Origin of the sequence: Arthrobacter sp. 35/47 (assembly GCF_000520475.1) — a bacterium.
Classification (GTDB): domain Bacteria; phylum Actinomycetota; class Actinomycetes; order Actinomycetales; family Micrococcaceae; genus Arthrobacter_D; species Arthrobacter_D subterraneus.
The window spans coordinates 1-1,823 of sequence record NZ_KI914615.1 but is presented as its reverse complement, the minus strand read 5'-3'; the positions used below and the strand labels follow the sequence as shown (position 1 = coordinate 1,823).

The 1,823-nt window shown below is 66.6% G+C and carries 1 protein-coding gene; it reads right to left on the bottom strand.

The window, feature by feature from the left end:
* The coding region (locus X803_RS20000) for an Rne/Rng family ribonuclease (RefSeq protein ID WP_035779088.1) at window positions 1-1,823 on the bottom strand (1,823 nt) is incomplete at both ends.

Genomic DNA, 1,823 nt, shown 5'->3' with positions numbered 1-1,823 from the left:
CTCGTGATCGTGCTCATGCGCGGCATGGGTGGCTGCCGCGATGCTGGCCAGTGCAGCGCGGGCGGCTTCAGCGCGGGCCTGGCGTTCGGCGTCGTCGCCCTTCTGCTCCGGCGCAGGAGTGTGCTCTTCATTCGGCTGGGTGCGGGCCCGGCGCTTCCGTTCGCTGCGGGAAACCTTCTCCTGACGGAGGTGCTGCTGGTGGTTTTCCGGCGAGACTACGTGCCGGCGGTGCTCCACGGGCTCGTCATGGGTCACTACGCCCCGCCCGGCACAGTGTTCACAGTTCTCTCCGAACACCTCGAGCAGTCCGGTCCCCATGCGCTTGCGGGTCATCTGGACGAGGCCCAGGGAGGTGACCTCCGCAACCTGATGCTTGGTCCGGTCGCGTCCCAGGCACTCGACGAGCCGTCGCAATACGAGGTCGCGGTTCGCTTCAAGCACCATGTCGATGAAGTCGATCACGATGATGCCGCCGATGTCCCGGAGGCGGAGCTGCCGCACCACCTCTTCCGCTGCCTCCAGGTTGTTCTTGGTGACGGTTTCCTCGAGGTTGCCGCCGCTGCCCGTGAACTTGCCCGTGTTGACGTCAACCACGGTCATGGCTTCCGTCCGGTCAATCACCAGTGAGCCGCCGGAGGGCAGGAACACCTTACGGTCCAGCGCCTTCTGGATCTGCTCATCGATGCGCCGGGCGGCGAAGATGTCCTCGTCCTTCGTCCACTTTTCGAGCCTGCCCACGAGGTCCGGAGCAACGTACATGACGTAGGCCTCGATGGTGTCCCATGCCTCCTCGCCGGAAACGATCAGCTTGGAGAAGTCTTCGTTGAACACATCGCGGACCACCTTGATGGTCAGGTCCGGTTCGCCGTACAGCAGTTCCGGTGCCAGCGTCTTGGCCGAGGCTGCCTTGGCCTCGATCGTCTCCCACTGGGAGCGGAGGCGGTTGATGTCGTGGGTCAGTTCCTCTTCGCTGGCGCCCTCGGCCGCGGTGCGCACAATCACGCCGGCGTTCTCCGGCAGCCGGTCCTTGAGGATCCGCTTGAGGCGGTTGCGTTCGACGTCGGGAAGCTTCCGGGAGATACCCGTCATGGAGCCGCCCGGAACATATACGAGGTAGCGCCCGGGAAGGGAGATCTGGCTGGTCAACCGGGCGCCCTTGTGGCCCACGGGATCCTTGGTGACCTGCACGAGGACCGGGTCACCGGACTTCAGCGCCAGCTCGATCCGGCGCGGCTGGCCGTCGAGGCCTGCCGCATCCCAGTTGACCTCACCGGCGTAGAGCACGGCATTGCGGCCGCGCCCGATATCGATGAATGCAGCTTCCATGCTGGGCAGGACGTTCTGCACCTTGCCGAGGTACACATTGCCGATCAGGGAATCCTGCTGGGTCTTGGACACGAAGTGCTCGGCGAGCACTCCATCCTCCATGACGCCGATCTGGATCCTGTCATCGCGCTGCCGGACCACCATCTGGCGATCGACGGACTCGCGGCGGGCCAGGAACTCCGCCTCGGTGATGACATGGCGGCGCCGGCCGGAATCGCGCGATTCCCGGCGGCGCTGCTTCTTGGCTTCCAGGCGGGTGGAACCCTTCACGCTGGTGACGCGGTCCGACGGTGCCTCCTGGCTCTGCCGGGGCGCGCGGACCCGCGTCACCGTGTTGGGCGGATCGTCATCCTGCCCGCCGGTGAGTTCCAGGTCCTCTTCACCGCGGCGGCGCCGGCGACGACGGCGCGAAGTCACCGACTCACCCTCCCCGCCCTGCTCTGCCGGTCCGCCGGACTCCGACTCGGGCGCTTCGCCCTCAGCGGACCGGCTGCGGC